This window comes from Pseudomonas sp. GW821-FHT02C04, assembly GCF_059421845.1.
The window spans coordinates 454,626-476,722 of sequence record NZ_JBWKVT010000001.1; the positions used below are offsets into that span (position 1 = coordinate 454,626).

Sequence of the window (22,097 nt, forward strand, 5' to 3'; positions counted from 1 at the left end):
CTGGACGTCTTCCCTTAATAGTCAGGTGTGAATGCGTAGTTACCTTCCGTACAACACGTCGCCATCAGCCGCTGCGGCAACGGGTGGCGATGAAATTCGTTTTCCAGCAAGTCCATCTGATAACCGGCGGTGTTGGCGTAGATCAATAAGTCGCCGGTTTGTGGTGATGTATCGAAGTTGATCAGGCGATGAGTGATCACGTCATCATCGAGACAACTATGCCCGGCGATGTAGGCTTGCATTGGAGCAGGTTTCGACTCTTTCGAAGTGATCAAGATTGGATCGACAAGGTATTCAGATGAGAACCATGTTTCGCACGCGCTGAAACTGCTACCTTCGGCGAAGATCACAACGTTGTTGTCGGTCAGTTGTTTGGTGCGGGTTACGCGAAAGACGGTAATGGCGGCTTGGTCAACCAGACTTCGGCCGGGCTCAAGTGCCAGTTTTATGTTTTTAGCCTTCAAGTAACTCGCAATGCTTTTTCCCGGAGAGTGATCCGACTCCAGGAATAACTCCAGCCACTGGCAAGCCGTCAGACTGCTGCCATAAGGGTAATAAGCGTTGGGCACTCGACGATTCTGATAATGACCAGGATTGTTGTCGTTCTGCAAAAAACTGTTGTAATCCTGCGGGTCTACATACCGCATCGGCAGGCCACCACCGATATCGATCATGACCGGGTCCAGCCCCATTTCCCTTGCTGCATCGATGAAGCCAGTGACTTCGCGGAAAGCCTGTACCCGGGTTTCGTAGCCGTAACCGCCGAGATGGAAATGGAAGCCTTCGAAGTGGAACGACTCACGCTGTTCGGTCAGCAATTGCAGGCACTGAAACAAATCATCCGTGCCCATTCCGAAGCGACTTGAGGGGCAACTTGTCGGCCTGTAACGCAGCAGGATCCGGGCTTTGGCCGGTGGTTGCGAAGTGTCGAGCAGCGCTTTGAGATGGCTGAACTCTTCCAGTGAGTCCACACAAATCAGCGATCCACCTTGTACCAGCGCACGATGAAACTCTGCCGTTTTGGCCGGCCCGGTTGCACACAGATGTTCCGCCGGAGTTCCGGCGCGCAGTGCAGCTTGCAGCTCAAAGAGGCTCGACACGTCGGTGCCGATGCCCGACGCCGATGCCGCAGCCAGCAGGCATTGTGACTTGTTGGCTTTGGCACCGTAGAAAATCGCGTAGTCGACGTCGTGTCGTTTCAACACCGATTGCAGCGCTTGAGCATTGGCTTCAAACGCATGCGGCCACACCAGGTTCAGTGGGGATCCGTGTTGTTTAACAAGTTCGGCAAGTGCTTTCGGAGAATGTTTAAGAAAGTTATCGATAACAGGATCAAGTAACGGTTTCAGCACTTTTGGGTATTGGGTTTCGATTGTTTCTTTAACTGTCGGCGCAATTAATTCAGGCATAGAAAACCTCTGGCGTCGATAATCGCCATGTGCAGGTCGACAACTAATGCTTGTCGAGTCGTGTGTTCTTGCTGCTCGTCAGATACGAGTGTTTAAAGAGGTGGAGGCGGGTGGCAGATCTGCTCCGCAAATAAACTCGGGGTATTTTCTTTCATAAAATTTTCACAAAACTGTTTCATGAGAACCCCACTCCTTAAGGCTCAGGCAGGCAAGGAGAAAGCCAATAACTGATGGCCTTGTCTCTTTTGAAGTGCCATTACCTGACATGTAAATGACATCATTGCGCCGAACTTTCCGTGAACAAAATCTCAGGTCTTGATTTGAGTCTTGACCCTGTCAGCGGCTCGAACAATATTGCGAACAGGAACGATTATCAAGTAAGGTTTTCAAATATTTTTGAATGAACACACACAACAGGGGAGTGCGAAGCCGCTTATTCGCATGCTCAAGTAAGCGCTCGCGTGTTGATTTTAAAAACCGTCAACGCCTTGTTATTCAAGGTGTTGGCGGTTGATTCAAGACACCCGGATTCAACTCGGTTTTTCCCCTGTAACAGGTGTTCGAATTTTTTTGAAAACCCACGACTGAAGCACGCTCAGGAGAGTCCCGATGACTGTTCGTCACAGCACCAACGCCACGCTTCCCATCAGCTACCTGTTCGTTCCCGGCAACCGGCCGGAGCGCTTTTCCAAAGCGGTCGAAGCCGAGCCGGATGCGATCATCCTCGACCTCGAAGATGCCGTTCATCCGAACAGCAAAGCCGTGGCCCGGGCGTCGATCTGGGCCTGGCAGCAGAGCACGCCCGAAACCGCCTGCCAGCGTTACATCCGGTTGAACAGCGTCGGCAGTTCGCTGTTTCGCCAGGACATGACCTGGCTGGGCGACATGCGCTACCCCGAGCGCTGCGCAGGGATTTTCCTGCCCAAGGCCGAATGTCCCGAAAGCCTGACTCGCGTGGTCGAACGCCTGCTGGCGTGGAACCCCGACCTGCAAATCGTCGCCATCATCGAGACTGCCAAAGGCTTGCATCAGGTCGAGGCAATTGCCGCGATTCCGGGTCTGGCACGGCTGGCATTCGGCTCGCTGGATTTTTCCCTGGACATCGATTGCAGCCAGATTCCTGAGGCGTTTCTGTTCGCCCGCAATCGCATCGTGCTGGCGTCACGCGTTGCCGGTTTGCCGGCACCGATCGATGGCGTGACCCCGGCCATCAGCGACATGGCGGTGGTCGAGCGCGACTCACGTTACGCCCGGTCGCTGGGGTTCGGCGCCAAGTTGTGTATCCATCCTTCGCAAATCGCCACGGTGCAGAAAGCCTACCTGCCCAACGCCCGCCAACTGGCTTGGGCGGATCGGGTCCTGAACGCCGTGGCCGGGGGCAGCCACGCAGTGCAAGTCGACGGTGAAATGGTCGATCTGCCGCTGATCGAGCAGGCGCAACGCCTGCGGGACATGGCCAGCCAGTACGCGCTGGTCGCCAACGCGGATGCCTGCTGAAACGGGGGGCGCATCATGGGACATGGTTACCAGATTGCCCTGCGGCCACTGTGCGACGTGCGGCAATCCGAGCAGGTCGATCCGCTCAACGTGCAGCGGCTGCGCGAGGCGATCATCCAGGCCGGGCACTGGCTGGAACCGATCATCGTCGAGCGCTCCCGGGGCATCGTGATGGACGGCAATCACCGGTTCAATGCGGCGCGGGCGCTGGGGTTGAAACGGGTGCCGTGCATCCAGCTCGACTACGCCGATCCGCGTGTCTGTGTACGGCACTGGCAAACCGGGCAGGCGTTCGAAGTGGCGCGGATTTTCACCACCATCGAGCGCGGCGAACTGTTCCCCTACAAGACCACCCGGCACGCGTTCGACCCCGCGCTGCCGGTGATCTCCATTCCGCTGCAATGCCTGTACGACTGACCGGCGCCGGAGGGTGGGTTTCGCAGCCCATCCTCCGGACGTTCTCTCCCGAGCAATCCGCTCGCAAAAAAATTTCAACGACGCTGATACTTTTTCGATTGTCGACTGGCAAATAGGAGTCATTACCATTTTCAGCCATTCGAGAAGGACCCCATCGTCATGTCTGTTGCACGTCGACCTTGCAGTGAACGCGCGTTAACGCTGGCTATTCGCACCGCCATGCTGAGTTCTATTCTGGCCGCAGGAAGCGCCACTGCCTGGGCAGCAGACCCCAAGCAATCCGAGCAACAGGACGTCGCCGCCACGGAAGGGCTGACGCTGGACACCACCAACGTCACCGGCAGCTACAACGGCGCGACCGCTTTGCCGGAAGTACTTGCCGGAGGCCAGGTCGCACGGGGCGCGCGGCTGGGGATGATGGGCAACAAGGACGTCATGGACACGCCATTCAGCGTGACCAGCTACACCGCGAAAACCCTCGCTGACCTGCAAACGGTGACCGTGGCCGATGCGCTGGAACGCGACCCTTCGGTACGTTCCACCGGGCAGACCGGCGGCATCGTCGATTCGTTTTTCATCCGTGGATTTGCGATAGGCGAGGGCAACCTCGGCGAGTTGGCCTACGACGGCGTGTACGGCGTAGCGCCCAATTATCGGGTGTTTACCGAATACGCCGAACGCGTTGAAGTGTTGAAAGGGCCGGGCGCGTTGATGTACGGCATTTCCCCCAACAGCGGCGTCGGCGGCGTGATCAACATCGTGCCTAAACGGCCACTGGACGAAGACCTGACCCGCTTCACCGGCACTTACGCGTCTGACTCGCAAGTCGGTGGCCACTTGGATGTCAGTCGACGTTTCGGCAGCGAGAACCAGTTTGGCATCCGTTTCAACGGCAGCACCCAGGGCGGCGACACCGCGATCAACGATCAGGAACGCGCGCTGAACATCGGCGCCATCGCACTCGATTACAAGGGCGAGCGGTTGCGCCTGAACCTGGATTACATCAGCCAGAAAGAGAGCTTCGACGCAGCCTCGCGACCGTTCACCATTGCACCGGGTGTGAAGGTTCCATCGGCGCCGAACGGCCGCACCAACCTGCCGCAGGACTGGGGCTGGTCGGACACCAAGGAACAGTCGGCCTTGCTCGGCGGCGAGTATGACCTCAACGATAACCTGACTGTGTTCGCCCACGCGGGCGGCGGTCGCTCCGACGTCAAGCGCATGTCCGACCAGGTACCGCGAATCCTCAACGACGCCGGCGACACCAGCAATATTCCCGGTTACTACAAATTCAACGTCGACCGTTCGACGGCCGACGTGGGGATGCGTGCACTGTTCGCCACCGGCCCGGTCACCCACACGACCACGGTCATGGCGACCCGTTATCAGGACGAATTGTCGCGGGGCATCAACAACGGCACGGAAATCCGCTCGAACATCTACCACCCGGTGGACGTGCCCAAGCAGTACATCAGCTCGCCGAAAGTGCTGCGCATTTCCGAATCGGAACTGTCTGGCGTCGCACTGACCGATACCCTCGGCTTTCTCGATGACCGGATTCAGTTGACCCTCGGCGTACGCCGACAGGACATCGAATCGCGTAACTACAACGCCTCGGGCTCGGTCAGTTCTCGTTATGACGACAGCGCGACCACACCGCTGGCGGGCGTGGTGGTCAAACCATGGGAAGACGTTTCGCTGTACTACAACTACGTCGAAGGCCTGAGCAAAGGTGATATCGCTCCAGGCACCGCAGCCAACTCCGGCGAAACGTTCGCACCCTACAAATCCAAGCAGCATGAAATCGGTGTGAAGTACGAACACGGTACGTTCATGACGACTCTGGCACTGTTCCAGATCGAGAAACCGAGCGGCGAAATCGGCGCTGGCAACGTGTTCTCGGTGCAGGCCGAACAACGTAACCGTGGCGTCGAGTTGAGCATGTTCGGTGAAGTCGCGCCGGGCACTCGCCTGATGGGCGGCGTGACCTTGCTGGACGGCGAACTGACGGACTCGGCCACCGCCGCCAACCGTGGCAACAAACCGGTGGGCGTGCCGGATGTCCAGGCCAACCTCTGGGCGGAGTGGGATACACCGTGGGTCGAAGGTTTCACCCTGACCGGCGGCGCGATCTACACCGACAGCCAATACGTCAATCAGGCCAACACCCAGGAGCTGCCTTCCTGGACCCGCATCGACGCCGGCGCTCGCTACGCCACCAAGATCGAAGGTCGGCCGACGACGTTCCGCGCCACGGTGCAGAACGTGTTTGATCGTGAGTACTGGTCGGGTGTGGCGTCCTACGGCGCGTTCTCCCCGGGCTATCCGCGCACGTTGCAGTTGTCGGCGACCGTCGACTTCTGATCGGGGGGCGCACTGCTGAGTGCGCCTTCTTCTATATAGAGCTACGCACAGCGGCTGATCATAAAAAGGAGCATTCGCATGTTAACCAGCCCGGCATCGACGTCCTCTGGCAAGCAATCGCAGTTCCCGTTGGCGAAGGGGCAGCGGGCCTTTGATTTCGAGCGCAGCACCAATGAGCATATCCGTGAGCTGCTGCATTATTACGGGCTGCGCACCAGTCTGATCCGGATCAAGGTGATCGATGCCTTGCTGGTTGCAGCACGCGATGGACGCGCCGTTGGCGGGCGCGGGGTGCATGGGTATCTGCAGGCGTTTGTCAGCGGCATTCAGTTCATCAGCGTCAGGGAAGTGCTCAAGCGTTTGTGCGAGGAGGGCGTCATCGTGTTTCAGCCTGACAAGAGCTACCGGTTTACCGGTGAAGCCTATGCCTTGCTGGAGCAGCATGCCGACCGCTGAATGACTGCGTTTGCTGTCCGGATCAAACCACCTGTTCGCAGGTGGTTTTTTCGTTTGAGGCCGTCAATCCCGATTCGATGAAAGCGTTCGATCACCGGACAGCCAAACCTTCGTCCAATTGCCCACCCCGACACTCCGGCGTACTGTGACCGGTGAACCACCCGTGATCACACAATAAATAGAAGATCGAGTGCCTTGCCCATGGACAACCGCCTGCTGAGCGACCGCAGCAGCGTGTTTCGCCACGCTGACCCGTATGCCGTCTCCGACTATGTGAACCAGCACGTCGGTCAGCATTTCATCGGCCTGTCCCGGACTACCCATCCCCAAGCCAGCCTCAACCACAGAAAACTCGCCGACCTCGATCTGTGTCGTATCAGCTATGGCGGCAGCGTTCGCGTCACTTCAGTGGCGCTGGAAACGGTCTATCACCTGCAAGTCCTGCTGCAAGGCAACTGTCTGTGGCGCGGGCGCAAGCGCGAGCATCATCTGGTGCCGGGCGAATTGTTGTTGATCAACCCGGACGATCCGGTCGACCTGACCTATTCCGACGATTGCGAGAAATTCATCCTCAAGGTGCCGGTCAGCGTGCTGGAGTCGGTGTGCGACGAGCAGCGCTGGTTGCATCCTGCCGGTGGCATCCGGTTTCTGCGCAATCATTACCGGCTCGATGAGCTGGAAGGTTTTACCAACCTGCTCGGCATGATCTGCCAGGAAGCTGAAGCCAGCGATCCGTTGCTGCGGGTGCAGGAGCATTACGCGCAGATCATCGGCAGCAAACTGATTTCGCTGATGAGCACCAACGTCAGCCGTGAATGCCTGAGTTCACCAAGCGTCAGTTTCGAGCGAATCCTCGACTATATAGAGCGCAACTTGAAACAGGATCTGCCTGCCGAACACCTGGCCACACAGGCGAACATGAGCCCGCGTTCCCTGTACGCGCTGTTCGAACGCCAGCTCGGCGTGACCCCGATGCAATACATCCGCCAGCGCAAGCTGGAACGTATTCATACCTGCCTCAGCGACCCGAGCTGCCCGGTGCGCAACCTCACCGAACTGGCGCTGGACTACGGCTTCCTGCACCTCGGGCGTTTCTCCGAAAGCTATCGCCAGCAGTTCGGCGAACTGCCGTCCGTGACCTTCAAACGCCGCCACTGAAATTCCCGCCCCGAAACAACCTGAAGCACCATCCTGCACAAAACGGATAACGCTCTGCAGGATTCGGATATTGCCTCCCGCGTTGTCTCCCTAATCTGACCTGGCCTGAACAATAACAATGGAGGCCCCGGCCATGTCCCTGGGAATCGACTACCTCAATGCCATGCTTGAAGAGGACCCCGAGAAGGGTGCCTACCGCTGCAAGCGGGAGATGTTCACCGATCCGCGGCTGTTCGAACTGGAGATGGCGCACATCTTCGAAGGCAACTGGATCTACCTCGCCCATGAAAGCCAGATCCCCAACGTCAATGACTTTCTGACCACCACCATGGGCCGCCAACCCGTGTTCATCGCCCGCAACAAGGCTGGTGAACTCAATGCCTTTCTCAATGCGTGCAGCCATCGCGGCGCCATGCTGTGCCGGCACAAGTCCGGCAACCGTTCCAGCTATACCTGCCCGTTTCACGGCTGGACGTTCAACAACAGCGGCAAACTGCTCAAGGTCAAGGACCCGAGCGAGGCCGGCTACCCCGAAGGCTTCAACTGCGAAGGCTCCCACGACCTGACCAAAGTCGCGCGTTTCGAATCCTATCGCGGCTTCCTGTTCGGAAGCCTGAACGCCGATGTGAAATCCCTCACCGAGCACCTGGGCGAGTCGGCCAGGATCATCGACATGATCGTCGATCAGTCCCCCGAAGGCCTTGAAGTGCTGCGCGGTTCCAGCTCTTACATCTATGAAGGCAACTGGAAACTCACCGCCGAAAATGGCGCCGACGGCTATCACGTCAGCTCCGTGCACTGGAACTACGCCGCCACTCAGAACCAGCGCCAGCAGCGTGACGCTGGCGAAGAGATCAAGACCATGAGCGCCGGCAGCTGGGCGAAGAAGGGCGGCGGTTTCTACTCGTTCGAGCACGGCCATCTGCTGCTTTGGACTCGCTGGGCCAACCCCGAGGACCGCCCGGCCTACGAGCGTCGCGATGAACTGGTCCGGGACTTCGGCCAGGCCCGCGCCGACTGGATGATCGAAAACTCACGCAACCTGTGCCTGTACCCCAACGTGTACCTGATGGATCAGTTCAGCTCGCAGATCCGCATCGCCCGGCCGATCTCCGTCGACAAGACCGAGATCACCATTTATTGCATCGCACCCAAAGGCGAAAGCACGGAGGCCCGAGCCAAACGCATCCGCCAATACGAAGACTTCTTCAACGTCAGCGGCATGGCCACGCCGGATGACCTGGAAGAGTTCCGCTCGTGCCAGACCGGCTACGGCGCCGGGCGCGGCTGGAATGACATGTCCCGTGGCGCGACCCATTGGGTCGAAGGCGCGGACGCGGCGGCCGAGGAAATCGACCTCAAGCCATTGCTGTCCGGCATGCGTACCGAAGACGAAGGCCTGTTCGTGCTGCAACACAAGTACTGGCAGGAAACCATGCTCAAGGCCGTTGCCAGCGATAAAAACCTGATCCCCGTGGAGGCCGTGCAATGAGCAACCTCTACGACACCGTGCGCGATTTTCTCTACCGCGAAGCACGCTATCTCGACGATGGCCAGTGGGATCAGTGGCTGGAGCTCTACGCTGCCGACGCCAGTTTCTGGATGCCGGCCTGGGACGACCACGACACCCTGACCGAAGACCCGCAAAGCGAAATCTCGCTGATCTGGTACGGCAACCGTGGTGGCCTCGAAGACCGGGTATTCCGGATCAAGACCGAGCGCTCCAGCGCGACCATCCCCGACACCCGCACTTCGCACAACCTCAGCAACATCGAGATCGTCGAGCAGGGCGAGGGGCAATGCCAGGTGCGTTTCAACTGGCACACCCTGAGCTTTCGCTATCAGGTCACCGACAGCTACTTCGGCACCAGTTTCTACACCCTCGACCTGCGCGGCGAACAGCCGCTGATCAAGGCCAAGAAAGTCGTGCTGAAGAACGATTACGTCCGTCAGGTCATCGACATCTACCACATCTGATCGAGACGGCGGCGAGCCGGGCTCGACGCTGTGAGCGAGGTGCACCATGAGTTTCCAGATCGCACTGAATTTCGAAGACGGGGTCACCCGTTTCATCGAGGCCTCCGGCCACGAAACCGTTGCCGACGCGGCGTATCGCCAAGGCATCAACATTCCGCTGGACTGCCGCGACGGCGCCTGCGGCACCTGCAAATGTTTCGCCGAAGCCGGGCGTTACGACATGGGCGACAACTTCATCGAAGACGCCTTGAGTGAAGACGAACTGGCCCAGGGTTATGTGCTGACCTGCCAGATGCGCGCCGAAAGCGACTGCGTGGTGCGGGTGCCGGTCGGCTCGCAGGTGTGCAAGACCGAACAGGCGAGTTATCAGGCGTCGATCAGCGATGTTCGTCAGCTTTCCGAAAGCACCATCGCGTTGTCGCTCAAGGGTGAATCCCTGAGCAAACTGGCGTTCCTGCCGGGGCAATACGTCAACCTGCAAGTGCCGGGCAGCGAGCAATCCCGTGCCTATTCCTTCAGCTCGTTGCAGAAGAACGGCGAAGTCAGTTTCCTGATCCGCAATGTCCCCGGTGGCTTGATGAGCAGCTTCCTCACCGGGCTGGCCAAGGCCGGCGACAGCCTGAATCTGGCCGGGCCGCTCGGCAGTTTTTACCTGCGGGAAATCAAGCGGCCGCTGCTGCTGTTGGCGGGCGGCACCGGGCTCGCCCCGTTCACGGCGATGCTGGAGAAAATCGCCGAGCAGGGCAGCGAGCACCCGGTACACCTGATCTACGGCGTGACCAACGATTTCGATCTGGTTGAACTTGACCGCCTCGAAGCCTTCGCCGCGCGCATTCCGAATTTCAGCTTCGGCGCCTGCGTGGCCAATCCGCAGAGCCAGCACCCGCTCAAGGGTTATGTCACCCAGCACATCGAACCGCGCCACCTCAACGAAGGCGATGTCGACGTGTACCTGTGCGGCCCGCCGCCGATGGTCGAAGCGGTCAGCCAGTACATCCGCGAGCAGGGCATCACGCCGGCGAATTTCTACTACGAGAAATTCGCGGCGGCCTGAGTCTTTTTTCTGAATGTCGAGGTTGTCATGAACAACAGATTCGCCAACAAGGTCGCGCTGGTCACCGGCGCGGCGCAGGGCATCGGTCGCCGGGTGTGCGAGCGATTGCTGGAAGAGGGCGCACACGTCGTCGCCGTCGACCGCTCCGCACTGGTTCACGAACTGCAAGGCGAGGGCGTTTTGTCGCTGACCGCCGACCTTGAGCAATACGCCGATTGCGCTCGGGTGATGAGCGCCGCCATCGATGCTTTCGGGCGCCTGGATGTGCTGGTCAACAATGTCGGCGGCACCATTTGGGCCAAGCCGTTCGAGCACTACGACGTCGAGCAGATCGAGGCCGAAGTGCGCCGCTCGCTGTTCCCGACGTTGTGGTGCTGCCACGCAGCATTGCCGTACATGCTCAAGCAGGGGCGCGGCGCCATCGTCAACGTATCGTCGATTGCGACCCGCAGTCTGAACCGCGTTCCCTACGGCGCAGCCAAGGGCGGGATCAATGCACTGACTGCCTGCCTGGCCTTTGAAAACGCCGAGCGCGGGATCCGGGTCAACGCCACCGCGCCCGGCGGCACCGAAGCACCACCCCGGCGCATTCCGCGAAACACCACCGAACAGTCCGCGCAGGAGCAAGCCTGGTATCAGGAAATCGTCGCGCAAACCCTCGACAGCAGCCTGATGAAACGCTACGGAACCCTCGACGAACAGGTCGGCGCGATCCTGTTTCTGGCCTCGGACGACGCCTCCTACATCACCGGCGTGACGCTGCCGGTTGGTGGCGGCGATCTCGGCTGACACCTATTGAATGGACACCTCAATGAACCGAACCCTGATTGAAAGCCTGTCGACGATCATCGTCGACCTGCCGACCATCCGCCCGCACAAACTGGCGATGCACACGATGCAGAACCAGACGCTGGTGATCCTGCGCCTGCGCTGCAGCGACGGTATCGAAGGCATCGGCGAAGCCACCACCATCGGCGGCCTGGCCTATGGCTACGAAAGTCCGGAAAGCATCAAGGCCAACATCGACGCGCACCTGGCGCCGGCGCTGATTGGCATGGACGCGAGCAACATCAACGCCGCCATGCAGAAGCTCGACAAAATCGCCAAGGGCAACACCTTCGCCAAGTCCGGGATCGAGAGCGCATTGCTCGACGCCCAAGGCAAACGCCTTGGCCTGCCCGTGAGCGAACTGCTCGGCGGACGGGTCCGCGACAGCCTCGAAGTCGCCTGGACACTGGCCAGTGGCGACACCGCCCGCGACATCGCCGAGGCCGAGCAGATGCTTGATCTGCGACGGCATCGGATCTTCAAACTGAAGATCGGCGCCAACCCGCTGGAGCAGGATCTCAAGCATGTGGTGGCGATCAAGAAAGCCTTGGGTGATCGCGCCAGTGTTCGGGTCGACGTCAACCAGTACTGGGACGAATCCCAGGCGATTCGTGGCTGTCAGGTGTTGGGCGATAACGGTATCGACCTGATCGAGCAGCCGATCTCGCGAGTCAATCGTTCCGGGCAGATTCGTCTGAACCAGCGCAGCCCGGCACCGATCATGGCTGACGAATCGATCGAAAGCGTTGAGGACGCGTTCAGCCTCGCCGCCGACGGCGCCGCCAGCGTCTTCGCCTTGAAAATCGCCAAGAACGGCGGTCCGCGAGCCGTGTTACGCACCGCGCAAATTGCCGAAGCCGCCGGCATCGCCCTGTACGGCGGCACCATGCTCGAAGGCTCCATCGGCACACTGGCCTCGGCCCACGCGTTTCTCACGCTCAGGCAACTGACGTGGGACACCGAGCTGTTCGGTCCGTTGCTGCTGACCGAAGACATCGTCACCGAGCGCCCGCAGTACCGCGACTTTCACCTGCATATTCCACGTACCCCAGGCCTCGGCCTGACGCTGGATGAAGAGCGCCTGGCGCGTTTTCGCCGGCACTGATTCCCCAAGGAGAACGCCATGCTGTTCCACGTAAAAATGACCGTGAAATTGCCTGCCGACCTGGACCCGGCCGTTGCCACAAAGCTCAAGGCCGACGAGAAAGAACTCGCCCAGCGCCTGCAACGCGAAGGCCAGTGGCGACACCTCTGGCGCATCGCCGGGCACTACGCCAATTACAGCGTGTTCGACGTGCCCAGCGTCGAGGCGCTGCACGACACCCTGATGCTTTTGCCGCTGTTTCCCTACATGGAGATCGAGATCGACGGCCTCTGCCGCCACCCCTCGTCGATCCACGCCGACGACCGCTGAGCGCGGACTCAACCCCACAACAACAAGATGAGGTGAACATCATGACCGTGAATATTGCCCACACTGCCGAATTGCAGAAGTTTTTCGAAGAAGCCGCCGGTTTTGCCAACGATGGCGGCAGCTCGCGCCTGAAAACCATCATCCTGCGCGTACTGCAGGACACCGCCAGAATCATCGAAGACCTCGACATCAGCGAAGACGAATTCTGGAAAGCCGTCGATTACCTCAACCGTCTGGGTGGCCGCTCCGAAGCCGGGCTGCTGGTCGCCGGCCTCGGCCTCGAACATTTCCTCGACCTGTTGCAGGACGCCAAGGATGCGCAGATCGGCTTGACCGGCGGCACGCCACGCACCATCGAAGGCCCGTTGTACGTGGCCGGCGCGCCGCTGTACGAAGGTGAATGCCGGATGGACGACGGCAGCGAAGAGGGTGTCGCCACGCTGATGTTTATCGAAGGCCAGGTGTTCGATCCGCAGGACCAGCCGCTGGCCGGCGCCACGGTCGACCTGTGGCACGCCAACACCAAGGGTACTTATTCGTTCTTCGATCAGAGCCAGTCTGACTACAACCTGCGCCGCCGGATCATCACCGATGCCGAAGGCCGCTACCGCGCCCGCAGCATCGTGCCTTCCGGTTATGGCTGCGATCCTCAGGGCCCGACCCAGGAATGCCTGAACCTGCTTGGCCGCCACGGTCAGCGCCCGGCTCATATTCACTTCTTCATTTCCGCACCGGGGCATCGACACCTGACGACGCAGATCAATCTGTCGGGGGACAAATACCTGTGGGATGACTTCGCCTATGCGACCCGTGAAGGGTTGGTCGGGGAAGTCGAGTTTCGTGAGGATGCCGCGGGGCGTCGTGCCGAATTGAAGTTCGACTTCCAGTTGCAACAGGCGCCGGATTCGGCAGCCGAACAGCGCAGTCAACGGCCACGGGCGTTGCAGGAATCCTGATTCCGGAGGTCTGATCGGATTGTCTGAACTGCGCAAGAAGTTGCGCAGTTGTCCGTAATAAAACCCCACTCAAAACCGCTGCAGGCCTTACCGATCTTGGCCTCCAGCCAAGTGCGCAAGAAGTTGCACAGTACTGCGCAACTTCTTGCGCACTTTTTCGCTGTTTCCTACAGAAAAAATCGAAAAAATCCCACGCGAGTTTCGTAACCCCTTGATGGGTAATGGCCATGTGATGGCTGGCACGACTTTTGATAACTCTTTCGCCACCTGGACAGGCAATCACGCCGTCCGGTCCTGTCTTTTGAGCAAGGAGCACACCCCATGGCAACACCAGCGTACATGTCGGTTACCGGCGAAAAACAAGGCCTGATCACTGCCGGCGCCTTCACCGCCGACTCCGTTGGCAACACCTACCAGGAAGGCCACGAAGACCAGGTCATGGTTCAGGCTTTCACCCACGACGTGATCATCCCGCGTGACCCGCAATCCGGTCAGCCAACCGGTCAGCGCGTTCACAAGCCAGTTGTGATCACCAAGGTCTACGACAAGGCTTCGCCTCTGCTGCAAGCAGCACTGACCTCCGGCGAGCGCATGAGCGAAATCGTTATCCAGTGGTACCGCACTTCGGCTCAAGGCACCCAAGAGCACTACTACACCACCAAACTGGAAGACGCGATCATCGTCGCCATCAACAACAAAATGCACAACTGCCAGGATCCAGGCAACGCGCACTTTACCCACCTGGAAGAAGTGCAGTTCACCTACCGCAAAATCACCTGGACCCACGAAGTATCCGGTACTTCGGGTTCCGATGACTGGCGTGCTCCAGTCGTTTAATCGCGGCTGATGGTTGTACCGCCTCGGCCGGGTTCGCCGGTCGAGGCATCTTCACTACTCAAAGAATTTTTGCCACCCGATCCTTATCGATCTGGTGCGCATCGCAGCACTGTGCGAGGGACAAGGGAATGTTCTCACCGGCCAACCAGGCTCATTTCAACCTGACCATCGATGGCGCGGACAGCGATTTCCAGGTGCTGTCGTTCACCGGTCGGGAGGCCCTCAACACCCCCTTCCAATTCGAGCTGGAACTGGTCAGCGAAAAGGCCTCGATCAACCTCGAAAGCCTGCTGCACAAACTGGCGTTTCTTCAGCTGTCGCCGAGCGGCACCGGGATTCACGGGCTGATCTACAGCATCGCCCAGGGCGAGGCGGGCAAGCGCCTGACCCGCTACAAGATCTCGCTGCGCCCGCAGCTTTCGTACCTCGCGCACCGTTTCAACCAGCGCATTTTCCAGCAGATGACCGTGCAGCAAATCATCAGCCACGTGCTGGAAGAACACGGCATCCTCGCCAGCGATTACCACTTCCAGCTGAGCGCGATCTATCCCGAGCGCGTCTACTGCACGCAGTACGACGAAAGTGACCTGCATTTCGTCCAGCGCCTGTGCGAAGAGGAGGGGATTCACTACCACTTCCAGCACACGTCCAGCGGCCACAAACTGACCTTCGGCGATGACCAGACGGTGTTCCCGAAACTGGCGCCCGTGGCCTATCAGCAAGACTCCGGGCTGGTGGCGGACAAACCGGTGGTCAAGCGTTTCGGCTTGCGCCTGGCGACCCGCACCAGCCGCACCACGCGGCGCGATTACGACTTCGTCAAACCGAAGATCGAGCTGGAAAGCGACGCCAAGAGCAGCGCCCAGCCGGACCTGGAAGATTACGATTACCCGGGCCGTTTCGTGGATCGCGAGCGTGGCAAGCACCTGGCCACTCGCAACCTCGAGCGCCACCGCAGCGACTATCGCCTGGCTGAGGGCAACAGCGATCAGCCGATCCTGGTCACCGGGCATTTTCTGGCCCTGACCGACCACGCCAACCCGACGTGGAACGACCTGTGGCTGCTCACTGAAATCTTCCACGAAGGCAAACAACCGCAAGTGCTGGAAGAGTCGGTGACCAGCGACACCACCGACAACAAAGACGATTTCCATCAGGGCTATCGCAACCGTTTCAACGCCATCCCCTGGGACGTGCCGTACCGTCCGCCGCTGGACCACCCGAAACCCAAAGTCCTCGGTTCGCAAAGCGCCGTGGTCACCGGCCCGGAAGGCGAAGAAATCTTCTGCGACCAGTACGGCCGGGTGAAGGTGCAGTTCTTCTGGGACCGCGAAGGCCAGCACGACGACAAGACCACCTGCTGGATGCGCGTGGCCTCGAGTTGGGCGGCTGAAACCTTTGGCTCGATCAACATTCCACGGGTCGGCATGGAAGTGCTGATCACCTTCCTCGAAGGCGATCCCGACCAGCCGCTGATCACCGGTTGCCTGTACCACGGCGCCAACCTGCCGCCGTACAAACTGCCGGATTTCAAGACCCTGGCCACGGTCAAGAGCAAGGAGTACAAGGGCAGCCGAGCCAACGAACTGCGCATCGACGACACCACCAGCGAGATCAGCATTGCGTTGCGCAGTGACCACGGCGCCAGTGCGATCAACCTTGGTTACCTGACCCATCCACGTCCTTCAGGTGGGCAGCCACGCGGCGAAGGTTTTGAACTGCGCACCGACCGCCACGGCGCCGTGCGTGCCGGTGCCGGCCTGCTGATCACCACCGAACCGCGCCCGAACGAATCCAAGCACCACAAGGACCTGCCGGAAACCGCCGAACGCCTGGCCACGGCCAGCGATCAACAGGACGGTTTCGCCACACAAGCCAAAGAGCTTCAGGCTCAAGAGGCCGGCGATCAGGACGACGTGGCCAAGGCCTTGCACGCCCAGCACCAAGGCGTGCTCGGCTCGGGTCCGGCAAACCTCACCGCCAACGAATTCCCCGAATTCACCGAGCCGCATCTGGTGCTCGCGAGCCCGGCCGGCATCGCCCTGACTACACCGCGCTCCAGCCACATCGCCACTGGCGAACACCTGGCGCTGAGCAGCACCGGGCACACCAGTTTTTCCGTCGGCAAACGCCTGCTGGCCAGCGCCAGTCGCGGCATGCGCCTGTTCGTGCAGAGCATGGGCTGGCGGCTGGTGGCGGCGTCCGGCGACATCGACGTCAAGGCACTGAAGGACAGCATCAACCTGCTGGCCAAACTCAACATCACCGCCAACGCCGACCGCATCACCATCACCGCCAAGACCGAACTGGTGATCCAGGGCGGCGGCAGCGCCACGACCTACAACGCCGGCGGCATCACCCACGCCACCAGCGGCCCGTACACCGCCCACGCGGCGAACTTCGCCTACACCGGGGCGAAATCCCTGGCCGGCGTGTTCCCGGAACCGCCGAAACCGGGCAAGGGCAATCTGGAATTATTCAACCAGTACGCCGGGCGCCAAGGCATCAAGGAAGGCGATTACGAAGTCATCGATGCGCTGGGTAAAAGCATCAAAGGCAAGCTCGACGGCAAGGGTTTCGCCAGCGTCGCCGGCGCCGCACCGGGGCCGGCGCGCGTGCTGTTCGGCAAGGATCCGGCGGACACCTGGAGCGAGGGCAGCTACATCGGCAAACCGGAGTGGCCGTTGAATCCGCCGGGCGCGGAAGATGTGCCGAGCCAGGTGCAGGCGATGGTTGCGCAAGCGTTGCCGAGCAAGAACTGGGACATGTTGGAGAAGGGCAAGGAATTGGCACAGACAGGGATGGGCGCGGTGCAAACGGCGCAGCAGGTGAAAGGCGCCGTGCAGGGCGGAGCGGCGGGGCTGCCGAAACTGGCGAGTGCGGCGATGCCGAGTGCTTCCGGGCTGCTCGGGGCGGCGAGCAAGGCGGGCAAGTTGCCGAGTCTGCCAGCACCCGCGCTACCGAAATCCTCGCTTAAAACCCCTGGGCTGATTGCAAGTGAGATGCTGTCATGACTACCGCAAGCGCAACACAAAGCCGAGAGTCTCAAGTTGCTGTCGTGCCACTGAATCAGATTCAAGTAGCGGATGTCGGACGCGATGCTGCCAAGTTCGATGCATGGCTGCAGGAAGTCAGTGGCGGTTACGTCACCCTCGAGCGAATCAAATATGTCGCCGGAGCCCTGCCGGTAGTTGGCAACATCATGGCGTTGGTCGATGTCTTGAATGACATTGCCGTTTTATCTCGAAGTGAAACGCGCGATCCGCTGGATTGGGTCAGCCTGGGCATCGACCTTATCGGTGTAATACCTGTCCCTGCGAATATGGCTGCCGCACGCATGAGCCTTCGACCGACGCTTTACCTGGTTCGGCAGGAAATGAAGGTGGCTGGCAAGGCGCTTTTGGGCGACGCGTTGATCAACGTGATTGCCGGTCACTTGAACGCAACGATTGTTGGCGAGATTGATCACTTCGTTAAGACCGCCCAATCTGCCTTGCCTGATCTGCTGGATAAAGCCGGGCAAAAGGGTGAAGAGTTCCTCAAGCAGATTGCCACGGGATTGAACGCTGTTGTCGATGCTGAACTTGATGCCGGTGCTGACCTCAAGCGAGCAGGGAAAAAAATGGACGGTGTGGGGGGGCAACTCCTGCACGATCCCGGCAAGGCCATCAGCAATATTTTTGACGCAGCCTTCGATGTCTATAAGGCCGCGGGAAAGGGCGTAGTCAATAGCGCTGCAAAGCATCTGTTGCCTCGGGAAGCCAAGAAGCTCGTTCACGATCAAACCAAGATACTGGTTGCCATGGGGCCGGAGCTAAAGGCTCAACTGAAAAAGCTCAGTAATCCGAACATGCCGTTTTCCATCGGCGCGCTGCTGATCGTACTGACAAAGGCTGTCGAGGCCTGGAATCTGCGTAACAGGCGTGGTGTCGCCGGTCACGTGAAAGTCGGCGGAACGAGCCAGGCCAAACACAGGGCAGGTGAGGGCAGAACCGAAGTCAGGAAAACGGAAGTCCCGGCGAAGAAGAAACCCAATGCTGAAAAAAACGGTACCTGCCCGGGTACCTGCGACAGCATCAGCTTTGCAGTGGGCTCCGAAAGCATTGCTCACACGGATTTCAATTTGACCGGCCCGTTCCCGATCGAGTGGACGCGTATTTACAGCTCGGATCTGGATACCTATGACCAAGGCGATTTGGGTGCACGATGGATCACTTCGTTCACCACACGATTCGACCTCGTTGACGGTGCCTTGCAGTTCCATGATGCGGATGGCCGCAGCCATGACTATCCGCTGCCCAAAGTTGACCTGTTCCATTACGACGCGATCGAAAACCTCACGGTTGTCCGCGTTAGTGACGACAAGCTGTTGCTCTGCCGTGGTTTCGAACGCAAGGAAACCTATGTCCGTCGTGGCCAGCAGTTTCTGCTGGTCGGTGTGGAGTTGCGCAGCGGCGCCGGCATCATGCTGCATTACGAGCATCGCTACGGTGACCGGACAGTACTGTCCGACCTGATTACGTACGAGGGGGATCCGGGCAAGGTGCATCTGCACCTCGGCACGATGATTGATGGACAAGGGCGCTTGACCGGGCTCTGGGAGATCCGTGACGGTGAGCCTCTGCGTCAGCTTTGTTCCTATGTTTACGATTCGGCGGGCGATCTGGTTCAGGCACAGGATGAAAACGGTGCTGCATGGCGTTATCAGTACCAGCATCACCTGATCACCCGTTACACCGATCGCACCGGGCGCGGCATGAACCTGCAATGGCTGGGTCATGGTACAGACGCCAAGGCAGTTCGTGAGTGGGCGGATGACGGCAGTTTCGATACCCGTCTGGAATGGGATGAAAACATTCGACTGGTGTACGTCACGGATGCGCTCGGTCATGAGACCTGGCATTACTTTGACAGTCTGGGTTACACCTACCGTATTCGGCACGCCGACGATCGCTCTGACTGGTTCTTCCGCGATAGCGCAAAAAACGTGATCCGCCACGTCCGTGCCGATGGGCGCTCGGATCGCTACAGCTATGATGAACGAAGCAATCTTCTCGAACACATTCGCACCGATGACACGGTGGTCCACTTCGCCTACGACGATCTCGACCAACTGATCAAGATCAGCGATGCCGAGGGCGGGCAATGGACAAGGGCCTATGACGACGCTGGCAACCTTGTCGAGAGCGTCGATCCACTGGGCAACAAGACCGAATACGCTTACAACCCGGCCGGGATGCCAACCTCGGTCAAAGATGCCAACGGCAATGAAAAGAAACTGGCCTACAACGCTTCCGGGCAATTGGTGGAGTACGTCGATTGTTCAGGCAAGACCAGTGCCTGGGAGTACAACGAACGCGGCCAGATGATTTGCTTCACGGACGCTGCCGGCCACAGTACCGAATACCGATACAGTGCCGGGCAATTGACGTTGATCATGCACCCGGACAAGACCGAGGAGCGCTTCGAGCGTGATGCCGAGGGCCGATTGCTGGCCCATGTCGATGGTCTGGATCGTTGCACAACTTGGAAGTACAGCGCGGCGGGGCTGATCGCCGAGCGGGTGGATGCGCTGGAGCATGCCGTTCGTTATCGCTGGGACAAGCTCGGTCGACTGATTGCACTGGAGAACGAGAACGAACGTCGTGCTCACTTCAACTACGACCCGGTCGGTCGTTTACTGGAAGAAACAGCTTTTGACGGGCGTTCAACCCGTTATTCGTACGAGCCCGAAACCGGGCGGCTTGCGAAAATCTACAACGGTGAACATTGCGTCGAGATACGTTTTGACTCAATGAATCGTTTGATCGAACGCAGAGCGATTCTGAGTGATCAGCAGCAAAGCGAAACCTTCGATTACGACGGCAACAGCAAACTGATCATGGCTTGCAACGCCGATAGCCGCTTGCAGTGGTTCCATGATCCGGCGGGTAACATCCTGCGTGAGCATCAACACTATCTGGGCCTCGAGAGCCCGATGGTCGCCATATGGCAGCATGAGTACGATGCACTCAATCAACGCGTTGCAACCCTGCGCCCCGATGGTCATCGAGTCAGTTGGCTGACCTACGGTAGCGGCCACCTGCTGGGATTGCGTCTGGATGACCATGAACTGGCCGGATTCGAGCGTGACGATTTGCACCGTGAAGTCGCTCGCCATCAAGGAAATCATCTGTTGCAAACGCAGAAATGGGACCCTGCCGGGCGCCTGCAAGCTCAGGTGCTGGAGCGCAGTGCCGACAAATCGGTGCTGCTCAAGCGTGACTACCAATACGATGCCGCTGGTCAACTGACGGATATCAATGACAGTCGTCGGGGCCCGCTTTCCTATCGTTATGACCCTGTCGGTCGTTTGATCAATGCCGTTACGCGTATAGGGGTCGAAACCTTTGCGTTCGATCCTGCCGGGAATCTCCTGGATGAACGAGCCTTTGAAATCCGCCGGCCTCTGGACCAAGAGCCTGCGCGAAGCAAACTGCTGGATAACGTGTTGCGTGAATACGCGGGCACGAATTATGAGTACGACGAGCGCGGCAATCAGATCAAGCGCTGGAGTAACGGCAGCGTCTGCGAAATGCGATGGGACCTGTTCGATCGCCTGGTGCATTTCGAAGATGATCGTCTGTCGGTGGATTATGCATACGACCCGTTAGGTCGCCGCCTGCACAAGAACTCTCGAGCGCACTACAAGCATCGTCCAGAGGCAGGCTCTCTGTGGAACAGCAATGAACATGCACGTAAACAACGTGAGCATGACTGTGGCTTCACGATGTTCGGTTGGGATGGTGACAATCTGGCGTGGGAGAGCAGTCCCCCGCAGCTGGATGGTGATACCGGACGCACGGTTCATTACATTTACGAACCTGGGACCTACAACCCCGTGGCACAGGCGCTGAGTCAGCAGCCTGTTCGTCTGGTGCCTCAACCCGAATACGGTGACGTTTACGCGGCGGACGAGGATCCACTTTGGAATCACGCTCCGGTTCCGCCCCCGTTTGATGCGATTGCCTGGTATCAGTGTGATCACCTCGGTACACCCCAGGAAATGACCGATCAGCAAGGGAATGTGGCTTGGAGCGCTCATTACAAAGTGTGGGGGCGGGCGATTGAACAGCGCTCATCATCAGCGCTGCAGCAAGGGTTGAAAAACCCATTTCGCTTCCAGGGTCAGTATCACGACCATGAGACCGGCCTGCATTACAACCGTCACCGGTACTACGATCCAGACGTCGGTCGCTTCGTTTCTCGTGATCCGATCGGGTACGCGGGTGGTATCAACTTCTATCAATATGCAATCAGTCCGACCCAGTGGGTCGATCCGAACGGTCTTTGCAGCACTGCACTCAATCGGGCACTGGGCGGAAAAACCCATGACAAGATGCAGGCCCATCACCTGATTCCCGAGGAAGTATGGGGACGGCAGGCCAGCTTCTTCTCGGATATCGGGATGGGTGGAGAACGCGATAAAAAGGAAAACGGATTGTTGATGCCCGACAGTGCCGATCAGGCCAAGAAAACCAAGCGTGTTTTTTACCACTGTGGGTCGCATGGTAAGGTCTACAGCCCGATGGTTAACAACATGGTAACGACCGTCAGAAGCAAATATGAAGCTGGTGTGATTGACGAAGCGCAGGCGCGAACTCAGATATCCGCGATTCAGACAAGACTGAGAGCCAGTCTTTCCGTACCTGGCACAACACAGCGCAGACTTAGATAAGCAGGGAGAAGGG

The 22,097-nt window shown here is 59.2% G+C and carries 16 protein-coding genes; 15 read left to right on the forward strand and 1 reads right to left on the reverse strand.

All coding sequences use genetic code 11. The annotated features are described in order from the left end of the window. Window positions 1-14: 14 nt before the first annotated feature. On the reverse strand, window positions 15-1,409 hold the full coding sequence (locus AC07VV_RS01900) for a Y4yA family PLP-dependent enzyme (protein WP_495035041.1): 1,395 nt from the start codon (window positions 1,407-1,409) through the stop codon (window positions 15-17). 609 nt (window positions 1,410-2,018) lie between these two features. On the opposite strand from AC07VV_RS01900, the gene AC07VV_RS01905 reads away from it, so the two are divergent. The 15 genes from AC07VV_RS01905 to AC07VV_RS01975 all read left to right on the forward strand — a co-directional run bounded on the left by AC07VV_RS01905 (window position 2,019) and on the right by AC07VV_RS01975 (window position 22,084). Next, window positions 2,019-2,906, forward strand: coding sequence for an HpcH/HpaI aldolase/citrate lyase family protein (locus tag AC07VV_RS01905; RefSeq protein WP_495035042.1), 888 nt, complete (start codon window positions 2,019-2,021; stop codon window positions 2,904-2,906). A gap of 15 nt (window positions 2,907-2,921) precedes the next feature. After that, complete coding sequence (locus tag AC07VV_RS01910) at window positions 2,922-3,323, forward strand: ParB N-terminal domain-containing protein (protein WP_085708451.1); 402 nt, start codon at window positions 2,922-2,924, stop codon at window positions 3,321-3,323. A gap of 159 nt (window positions 3,324-3,482) precedes the next feature. After that, entirely contained in the window at window positions 3,483-5,687 is a 2,205-nt protein-coding gene (locus AC07VV_RS01915) for a TonB-dependent receptor (protein ID WP_096820699.1), read from the forward strand. A gap of 78 nt (window positions 5,688-5,765) precedes the next feature. Further along, window positions 5,766-6,143 carry a fe2+ zn2+ uptake regulation protein gene (locus AC07VV_RS01920; RefSeq protein WP_249490425.1) on the forward strand — a complete coding sequence of 126 codons (378 nt, stop codon included), beginning with the start codon at window positions 5,766-5,768 and terminating at the stop codon, window positions 6,141-6,143. Window positions 6,144-6,344: 201 nt separating this feature from the next. Then, window positions 6,345-7,301 carry an AraC family transcriptional regulator gene (locus tag AC07VV_RS01925; RefSeq protein WP_495035043.1) on the forward strand — a complete coding sequence of 319 codons (957 nt, stop codon included), beginning with the start codon at window positions 6,345-6,347 and terminating at the stop codon, window positions 7,299-7,301. 133 nt (window positions 7,302-7,434) lie between these two features. Further along, window positions 7,435-8,793 (forward strand): benzoate 1,2-dioxygenase large subunit, encoded by a 1,359-nt coding sequence (gene benA, locus AC07VV_RS01930; protein ID WP_495035044.1) that lies wholly within the window; start codon window positions 7,435-7,437, stop codon window positions 8,791-8,793. Beyond that, complete coding sequence (gene benB, locus AC07VV_RS01935) at window positions 8,790-9,278, forward strand: benzoate 1,2-dioxygenase small subunit (RefSeq protein ID WP_011333747.1); 489 nt, start codon at window positions 8,790-8,792, stop codon at window positions 9,276-9,278. Before benA ends, benB begins: the two co-directional genes overlap by 4 nt. A gap of 46 nt (window positions 9,279-9,324) precedes the next feature. After that, a complete protein-coding gene (gene benC / locus AC07VV_RS01940) occupies window positions 9,325-10,332 on the forward strand; it encodes a benzoate 1,2-dioxygenase electron transfer component BenC (RefSeq protein ID WP_127797831.1) in 1,008 nt (335 codons plus the stop codon). Between the two features lie 27 nt (window positions 10,333-10,359). After that, window positions 10,360-11,121: a 1,6-dihydroxycyclohexa-2,4-diene-1-carboxylate dehydrogenase gene (locus AC07VV_RS01945; protein ID WP_495035045.1), complete on the forward strand. Its 762-nt coding sequence runs from the start codon at window positions 10,360-10,362 to the stop codon at window positions 11,119-11,121. Between the two features lie 22 nt (window positions 11,122-11,143). Further along, window positions 11,144-12,265, forward strand: coding sequence for a muconate cycloisomerase family protein (locus tag AC07VV_RS01950; protein WP_495035046.1), 1,122 nt, complete (start codon window positions 11,144-11,146; stop codon window positions 12,263-12,265). Between the two features lie 18 nt (window positions 12,266-12,283). Then, window positions 12,284-12,574, forward strand: a complete 291-nt coding sequence (gene catC, locus AC07VV_RS01955) for a muconolactone Delta-isomerase (RefSeq protein WP_192560614.1) — start codon at window positions 12,284-12,286, stop codon at window positions 12,572-12,574. Between the two features lie 41 nt (window positions 12,575-12,615). Beyond that, window positions 12,616-13,530, forward strand: coding sequence for a catechol 1,2-dioxygenase (gene catA / locus AC07VV_RS01960; RefSeq protein ID WP_495035047.1), 915 nt, complete (start codon window positions 12,616-12,618; stop codon window positions 13,528-13,530). Window positions 13,531-13,851: 321 nt separating this feature from the next. After that, a complete protein-coding gene (locus tag AC07VV_RS01965; RefSeq protein ID WP_007949952.1) occupies window positions 13,852-14,367 on the forward strand; it encodes an Hcp family type VI secretion system effector in 516 nt (171 codons plus the stop codon). A 128-nt stretch (window positions 14,368-14,495) separates the two neighbouring features. Beyond that, window positions 14,496-17,381 carry a type VI secretion system Vgr family protein gene (locus tag AC07VV_RS01970; RefSeq protein ID WP_495035048.1) on the forward strand — a complete coding sequence of 962 codons (2,886 nt, stop codon included), beginning with the start codon at window positions 14,496-14,498 and terminating at the stop codon, window positions 17,379-17,381. Continuing rightward, window positions 17,378-22,084 (forward strand): RHS repeat-associated core domain-containing protein, encoded by a 4,707-nt coding sequence (locus tag AC07VV_RS01975; RefSeq protein WP_495035049.1) that lies wholly within the window; start codon window positions 17,378-17,380, stop codon window positions 22,082-22,084. The genes AC07VV_RS01970 and AC07VV_RS01975 overlap by 4 nt, the downstream gene beginning before the upstream one ends. Window positions 22,085-22,097 lie beyond the last annotated feature (13 nt).